A 7,759-nucleotide genomic window follows, 5' to 3' on the forward strand; every position below is an offset into this window, starting at 1 on the left:
CGGCGTGGTGCTGAACACCTGGGACTCCGAGCTGTGGAACGCAGCCGACTGGTACCGCATCGACTGATGTTTTAAGAACCGGCGCGCTCCCCTCGCGGGGGCGCGCCAACCGCCCGGATGACCGCCTTGCACGACAGTGACTGGACTTGCGAACGCGCCGCGCGGTGCGACCGGGCCGGGATTTCCCGGCCCTCTCCGCAGCCGCCTGCCGGCCTCGCCCCCTGCCTTTCCGCTCCCGCGACAAACGCGGCCTGCCCGCGCGCGCCTGCCACCGGCATGGCGCGCCGCGCCGCGCCCGCCCGGAGCGCCCGCTTCCCCCAAGATCCAGGAGACACGGTGACCCCGACCCACGCCGCAACGAGGGCGCGCCCGCTGTTCCGCCGACAGCGCCCGCCTGTGCTACACTGCCGCCGGCAGCCCGCATTCCGCGGCGCCGCCCTGACGGCCCCGAGCCCGGAGACCCGCCGATGCTGACCTTTGCCGCGCGACGCCTCGTGCTCTCGATCCCGACGCTGCTGTTCATCAGCTTCGTGATCTTCATGCTGCTCCAGCTCGCCCCCGGCGACCCGATGGCGCAGGTACCGCTGACGGTGCCGCCTGAGGTGAAGGAGAAGATGCGCCAGGCCCTCGGCCTCGGCGAGCCGCCGCTGGTGCAATACTGGAAATGGCTGGTTCAGATGTTCTGGATCGAGCCCAAGGTTTTCATCGACTGGCTGACAAGCGAGAGCTTCCTGCTCGGCTGGCTGCCCGACACCAGCCTCTACAATGGCGAGCTGCGCGTGATCTCGTGGCAGACCCGCTCGCCGGTGATGGACATCGTGCTGCAGCGCATCCCGCAGACCCTCTGGGTGGTCGGCATGTCCTATGTGGTGGGCGTGCTGATCGCGCTGCCGATCGGCATCTACTCGGCCTACCGGCAGTACTCGGTCTTCGACCAGGCCGGCACCTTCGTGACGATGATCGGCTTCTCGATCCCGCCCTTCTTCACCGGCCCGCTGCTGATCGTGATCTTCTCGGTCTATCTCGGCTGGTTCCCCTCGATCTACGACACCACCCACGTCGTGCGCGACTGGGCGAGCTTCAAGTATCAGCTCAGCCAGATGATCATGCCGGTCATGGTGCTGGCGCTGCAGACCACGGCCCAGCTCAGCCGCTACATGCGCGCCTCGATGCTCGACAACCTCAATCAGGATTACGTGCGCACCGCGCGCGCCAAGGGCCTGAGCGAGGCGGTCGTGGTGATGGTGCACGTGCTGCGCAACTCGATGATCCCGGTGATCACCGTGATCGCGCTTGGTGTGCCCGCGATCTTCGGCGGCGCCATCATCACCGAGAACGTGTTCAAGGTGAACGGCATCGGCCAGTTGCTGATCACCGCGCTCTTCGCCAACGACCTTCCCATGGTCATGACGCTGACCTTCATCTTCGCGTTCCTGATCGTGATGTTCAACCTGATCGCCGATATCCTCTACGGCCTTCTCGACCCGAGGATCCGCTATGACTGACAGCCCGCAAGACGACGTGATCCTCGCCGAGGGCGCCAAGGCCGCGCCGATCGGTGCGCTCAAGGACAAGGGCCCGCTGGCGCCGCCGCGCTCGAAATGGCGCGATGTGTGGGAGCAGTTCCGCAAGCACAAGGGCGCGATGATGGGGGCGTTCTTCCTCTTCATCATCACCTTCGGCGTGCTCGTGGGCCCCTATCTCTGGACCCTCGATCCGCAGGCGCTCGACATCCGCAACAAGGACATGCGCCCGATCTACACGGCGCTGTGGAACAGCGAGGCCAAGGTCGGCTGGAACCATCCGCTGGGCTCCGACCAGCTTGGCCGCGACAACCTCTCGCAGCTGATCGCGGGCGGCCGCGCCTCGATGGCGGTGGGCTGGGCGGCGATGCTGCTGTCGCTGATCATCGGCACCGGCGTCGGCGTCGTGGCAGGCTTCTTCAAGCGGCTCGACGGGCCGCTGATGCGCCTCACCGACCTGTTCCTGTCGCTGCCGATCCTGCCGCTGCTGCTGGTCGCGGTGACGCTGTTCCGGCAGCCGCTGCGGGCCAATTTCGGCCCCGAGGGCGGCATGTTCATCCTGATCGTGACGGTGGTCGGCATCACCTCGTGGATGCCCACGGCGCGGATCGTGCGCGGCGACGTGCTCGCCATCAAGGAGCGCGAATTCGTGCTCGCGGCGCGCTCCATCGGCACCCGCCCGTTCCAGATCATCAAGCGGCACCTGCTGCCCAACGTGCTGTCGCCGATCATGGTCTCGGCCACTCTGGGCCTGGCCACCGCGATCATCACCGAGTCGGCGCTGAGCTTCCTCGGCGTGGGCTTCCCCTCGGATTTCCCGACCTGGGGCAAGATGCTCGCCGACGCCGTGGCGCGGATGGAGGACTTCCCCGAGCGCGTGCTGCTGCCCGGCGTGGCGATCTCGCTCACGGTGCTCGGGGTGAACTACCTCGGCGACGGGTTGCGCGACGCGCTCGATCCGCGCATCCGCGGACGTTGAGCCAGACCGGCATGACAACACGCGAAGGGGCGGGAGATCATCTCCCGCCCCTTTTGTTTTGACAGGTCCCGCGTTCGAGCGAGCGCGCAGGGCTTGCCTGTGCCCTTTGGCCCGCACCATGCGATGAAGAGGACAGCGCACCGGCCTGCGGCCTGATGCAGAGCTCAACGCGGTGCGCTCGTCACAGGCGATGACACGCGCCCGAGGCGACGACGCGTCGCAGGCACCACCGATGTGGTGCCTGCGCCGCCTGCCGGATACCAGTCGGAAAACAACCCGAGGACAGGCGTCAGGCGCGGATCGTTGGAGAGGGGTGGCGCCGGAGCGCTGCCTACAGGTCCTCGCGCGGTGCGAGTTGCCCCAGCGACAGAACCGGACCCGTAGCCGTGCCTGTGGGAGAGCCGCCAAGCGGCTCTTCCGAGATCGCCACGGTGGCGCCCGGAAGCTGCGCCGCGATCGCGTCCGAGACCGGGATCTCGGTCAGGCCCTCGCGGTCGACGAGGCCGATGGAGACCGGGGGGCTGTTCTCGTCGGCGATCAGCCAGATCTCGAAGGAGCGGTCCTCGGGGTAGTCACCAGCATCGCGCCGCACCATGAAGGTCTGGCTGTCGGGCGCGTAATGCGCCAGCATCACCAGCCCGCGCGACGGGGTCTCGAGATCGGCCCAGAGATCGGGCTCGTCGCTCGTCTGCAGCAGACCGCCGAACATCGCCGCCCAGGCGATCGCCGCCGCGGCGACGGCGCCAAGCAGGTAAGGCAGAAGCTGCCGCCAGAGCGGGCTGCGCGGCTTGCCGAAGAGCTGCGCCTCGGTGCGGCGCAGGATCTGCGGCGGCGGCGCCACGTCCTTGATGTCGTCGGTGAAGGCGGCGAAATACTCCTGCCACGCCTCGACATCCTGCTGCAGCGCCTGGTCATGCACCAGCCGGGTCTCGAAGCCGCGGCGCTCGTCCTCCGGCAGCAGCCCGAGGACATACTCCGCCGCCGCGGCTTCCCAGCCGCCCGGTAGATCCGTATCCTCAGGCCCGCTCATCGGCTCAGGCACTCCCTCAGTTGCATCAGGCTGCGGCGCAGCCAGGTTCGCACGGTGTTGAGCTTGACGCCGGTGGCGTCGGAGAGCTCGTTATAGGTTGCGCCCTCGAGATAGGCGCGGCGCACCATCTCGGCGCGCTCGGGCGGCAGCTCGGCCATGCAGCCGAAAAGCGCCTCGGCTTCGGCGCGCGACTGCAGCTGCTGCGCCGGCCCGGGCCCCGGATCGGCAATCATTTCGGCAGCATCGATCGGATCCTGCTTGCGGCGCTCGCTGGCGTCGCGCTTGCGGCGGCGGTCGATGGCGGCATTGCGCGCCAGCGTGATCAGCCAGGTCATCGGGGAGAACCCGTTGACCCGGTACTGGCCGGCCCGCGCCCAGATCTTGCAATAGACGTCCTGCAATGCCTCCTCGGCCAGCGCCCTGTCATCCAAGACACGCAGGCAAACGCCGAAGAGTTTCGCCGCGGTCCGATCGTAAAGAGACCGAAACGCCGCGCGGTCGCCCATGGCGATGCGGGCGATCAGATCTTCGATCTCGGCTTGCGGGGTGGTCACGTGCTGCGGTGCCTGCAAAAACTCGTTTCTTGCCGGAAGCCTAACGTGGTGGCGCTGACGGGGCAAACGCAATCCGCGCAAGCCCGGTGCTCTTGCCCTTCCCGGCGATATGAGGCACCACGGGGCGAAGCATTTTACAGATCCGACAGGGGCCCGCCATGAGCAGCGATATCGACGTCAATGCGAAACCGACCGAGGAGATCGAGGTCCGCGAAGTCTTCGGCATCGATACCGACATGGTGGTGCACGGATTCCCCGAGCGCACCGACCGGGTGCCGGATATCGACAGCACCTACAAGTTCGATCCCGACACCACGATGGCCATCCTCGCGGGCTTCCGCAACAACCGCCGGGTGATGATCCAGGGCTACCACGGCACCGGCAAATCGACCCATATCGAACAGGTCGCGGCGCGTCTGAACTGGCCCTGCGTGCGCGTCAACCTCGACAGCCACATCTCCCGGATCGACCTCATCGGCAAGGACGCCATCAAGCTGGTCGACGGCAAGCAGACCACCCAGTTCCAGGAAGGCATCCTGCCCTGGGCGCTGCGCAACCCCACCGCCATCGTGTTCGACGAATACGATGCCGGCCGCGCCGACGTGATGTTCGTGATCCAGCGCGTGCTCGAGACCGACGGCAAGCTGACCCTTCTGGATCAGAACCAGGTCCTCACGCCGCACAAGTATTTCCGCATCTTCGCAACCGCCAACACCGTTGGCCTCGGCGACACCACGGGCCTCTACCACGGCACCCAGCAGATCAACCAGGGCCAGATGGACCGCTGGTCGCTGGTGGCGACGCTGAACTATCTCAGCATCGACGCCGAGGTGAACATCGTGCTCAGCAAGGCGCCGCATTACAACACCGAGAAGGGCCGCAAGACCGTGCGCCAGATGGTGACGGTGGCCGATTTCACCCGCCGCGCCTTCATGAACGGCGAGCTCTCGACGGTGATGTCGCCGCGCACGGTGATCGCCTGGGCCACCAATGCCGAGATCTTCCGCAACGTGGGCTATGCCTTCCGCCTGTCGTTCCTCAACAAGTGTGACGAGCTCGAGCGCCAGACCGTGGCCGAGTTCTACCAGCGCTGCTTCGACGAGGAACTGCCGGAAAGCGCCGCGAGCCTCACCCTCGCCTGATCCGCGCGCCACACGCAAAACAGGCCGCGTCTCCTGCCGGAGGCGCGGCCTTTTCATGTGAGCCGGGGACGAACGCTGCGCTCAGTGGCAGGCTGACGCATCTCAGCCTCAGCCGTTCGGGCCAGAAGCACGGGCCACGAGGCTGTGTCGCAGCCCTCCGATCCGCGGCAAGGCGCCGCCCGCAGTGGCCGCGCCAACCGCGCCGAAGAGCGCCTCAGAGCGCCATGTCGTCGCGATGGATCAGCACGGCGCGGCCGGAGTAGCCAAGAGCCTCCTCCATCTCCCATGAGTGCCGTCCGGTGATAAGACGGGCCTCGTCGGAAGTGTAGCGTGTGAGCCCCTGCCCCAGCGTGACGCCGCGGGCGTCGTGGATCGCAACCGGGTCGCCGCGGCCGAACTCGCCCACCGCCGAGGTCACGCCCACCGGCAGCAGCGAGCGGCCGTTGGCCAGCGCTTTGGCGGCGCCATCGTCGACGATCACCGCGCCGCAGGGCTTCATCGCCGCGATCCAGCGCTTGCGCGCCGCGTGCGGGTCGAGCCGCGAGGTGAACCAGGTGGCGTTGGCGCCGGCCTCGAGCGCCGAGAGCGGGTGCAGCACCGAGCCCTCGGTGATCGCCATGGCACAGCCCGCCGCGGTGGCGGTCTTGGCGGCCAGCAGCTTGGTCTTCATGCCGCCCTTCGACAGCCCCGAGCCGGCATCACCGGCCATCGCCTCGATCTCGGGGGTGATCTCGTCGATCACCTCGTAGCGATGCGCCGTCGGGTCCTGCGCCGGGTTGGCGGAGTAGAAGCCATCGACATCCGAGAGCAGGATCAGCTGGTCGGCACCCACGGTGACCGCGACCTGCGCCGCCAGCCGGTCATTGTCGCCGTAGCGGATCTCGTCGGTGGCGATGGTGTCGTTTTCGTTGACGATCGGCACCACGCCGAAGCCCAAGAGCGTCTCCATGGTGGCGCGCTGGTTGAGGTAGCGGCGGCGGTCGGCGCTGTCTTCGAGGGTGACGAGCACCTGGCCGGTGACCACCCCGTGCGGCGCCAGCGCGTCTTCCCACTCGCGCGCCAGCCGGATCTGGCCCACGGCGGCGGCGGCCTGGCTCTGCTCGAGCGGTAACGCCACCGGGGGCAGCTTGAGGATGCCGCGACCGAGCGCGATGGAGCCCGAGGAGACCAGGATCACATCCGTCCCTCGTGCCTTGATGCGGGCGATGTCCTCGGCGATGGAGTGCATCCACTCGCCGCGGAAGGCGCCGGTCTGCTTGTCGACCAGCAGCGCCGAGCCGATCTTGACGACGAGGCGCTGCGCCGCGCTCAGGGCCGCCACGGGGTATCGTCCTCAGGGGCCTCGCGCAGGCGCTTCTCGTCGATGAAGGCGCGCAGGGCGCGCAGCACCTCGGTGGTGCCCTCGCCCGAGGCGCCGGACATCAGCAGGACCTTGCCGCCCGAGCGGGCCTCGAGCTCCTCGCGCAGAAAGGCGCGCTCTTCATCGTCCATCGTGTCGATCTTGTTGAGCACGGTGACGCGCGGCTTGTCGGCGAGACCGGCGCCGTATTGCTCGATCTCGTTGATGATGGTGTCGTAATCCTCGAGCAGCGTGCCGGAGCTGCCATCGACGAGATGCAGGAGCACCGCGCAGCGCTCGACATGGCCGAGGAACAGGTCACCGAGGCCGCGGCCCTCATGGGCGCCCTCGATCAGGCCGGGGATGTCGGCCACGACGAATTCCTTGCCGTCGACGCCGACCACGCCGAGATTCGGGTGCAGCGTGGTGAAGGGGTAGTCGGCGATCTTGGGGCGCGCGTTCGAGGTCGCGGCGAGGAAGGTCGACTTGCCGGCGTTGGGCAGCCCCAGAAGGCCCACATCGGCGATCAGCTTGAGGCGCAGCCAGACGGTGCGCTCGACCCCGGGCTGGCCCGGGTTGGCGCGGCGCGGGGCCTGGTTGGTCGAGGTCTTGAAATGCAGGTTGCCCCAGCCGCCATTGCCGCCCTTGCACAGCAGCACGCGCTGGCCGAGCTCGGTCATGTCGGCGATCACCGTCTCTTCGTCCTCGTCGAGGATCTCGGTGCCGACGGGGACGCGCAGCACGATGTCCTCGCCATCCTTGCCGGTGCGCTGTCGGCCCATGCCGGGCTGGCCGTTCTTGGCGAAGAAATGCTGCTGATAGCGAAAATCGATCAGCGTGTTCAGGCCGTCGACCGCCTCAACCCAAACCGAGCCACCCTTGCCGCCATCGCCGCCATCCGGGCCGCCATATTCGATGTATTTCTCACGGCGGAAGCTGACGCAGCCACCGCCGCCCGAACCGGACCGGATATAGACCTTGGCTAGATCGAGGAATTTCATTTGGTGGTCCTTTTTGGCGTCCGCACCTGCGATAGAGGGAAAAACCGTTCCGCTCAAGCCTGCGGCGCGCGGAGGGTAAAGGTGCGCGTCGGCAATTCCCGCTTACGCGAAGCACAATGCCCTGTGCAGGCTGCACCTTCGGTGAACCCTAGTTTCTCAAGCACTTTGACGGAACCAGAATTGTCGGAAAA

General features: G+C 67.3%; 7 protein-coding genes. 3 read left to right on the forward strand and 4 right to left on the reverse strand.

Annotated features, from left to right (window positions below):
* The first annotated feature begins 467 nt into the window (after nt 1-467).
* Both AC6RA4_RS19995 and AC6RA4_RS20000 read left to right on the forward strand, forming a co-directional pair.
* Nucleotides 468-1,505 carry an ABC transporter permease gene (locus AC6RA4_RS19995; RefSeq protein WP_500163351.1) on the forward strand — a complete coding sequence of 346 codons (1,038 nt, stop codon included), beginning with the start codon at nt 468-470 and terminating at the stop codon, nt 1,503-1,505.
* Nucleotides 1,498-2,502, forward strand: coding sequence for an ABC transporter permease (locus tag AC6RA4_RS20000; RefSeq protein WP_500163353.1), 1,005 nt, complete (start codon nt 1,498-1,500; stop codon nt 2,500-2,502). The genes AC6RA4_RS19995 and AC6RA4_RS20000 overlap by 8 nt, the downstream gene beginning before the upstream one ends.
* A gap of 331 nt (nt 2,503-2,833) precedes the next feature.
* Here the strand turns inward: AC6RA4_RS20000 and AC6RA4_RS20005 are convergent, their stop codons facing one another.
* The gene (locus tag AC6RA4_RS20005; protein ID WP_500163354.1) at nt 2,834-3,532 is read right to left on the reverse strand and encodes an anti-sigma factor; all 699 of its coding nucleotides are present in this window, start codon (nt 3,530-3,532) and stop codon (nt 2,834-2,836) included.
* On the reverse strand, nt 3,529-4,086 hold the full coding sequence (locus AC6RA4_RS20010) for a sigma-70 family RNA polymerase sigma factor (RefSeq protein ID WP_500163359.1): 558 nt from the start codon (nt 4,084-4,086) through the stop codon (nt 3,529-3,531). The genes AC6RA4_RS20005 and AC6RA4_RS20010 overlap by 4 nt, the downstream gene beginning before the upstream one ends.
* Before the next feature lie 158 nt (nt 4,087-4,244).
* Between AC6RA4_RS20010 and cobS the strand changes: the two genes are divergently transcribed.
* Nucleotides 4,245-5,228, forward strand: coding sequence for a cobaltochelatase subunit CobS (gene cobS, locus AC6RA4_RS20015; RefSeq protein ID WP_500163355.1), 984 nt, complete (start codon nt 4,245-4,247; stop codon nt 5,226-5,228).
* Between the two features lie 214 nt (nt 5,229-5,442).
* On the opposite strand, the gene proB is transcribed toward cobS, so the two are convergent.
* Both proB and obgE read right to left on the reverse strand, forming a co-directional pair.
* Nucleotides 5,443-6,549 carry a glutamate 5-kinase gene (gene proB / locus AC6RA4_RS20020; protein WP_500163357.1) on the reverse strand — a complete coding sequence of 369 codons (1,107 nt, stop codon included), beginning with the start codon at nt 6,547-6,549 and terminating at the stop codon, nt 5,443-5,445.
* Complete coding sequence (obgE, locus tag AC6RA4_RS20025) at nt 6,537-7,568, reverse strand: GTPase ObgE (protein WP_500163358.1); 1,032 nt, start codon at nt 7,566-7,568, stop codon at nt 6,537-6,539. The genes proB and obgE overlap by 13 nt, the downstream gene beginning before the upstream one ends.
* Nucleotides 7,569-7,759 lie beyond the last annotated feature (191 nt).

The organism is Salipiger sp. (assembly GCF_059781815.1).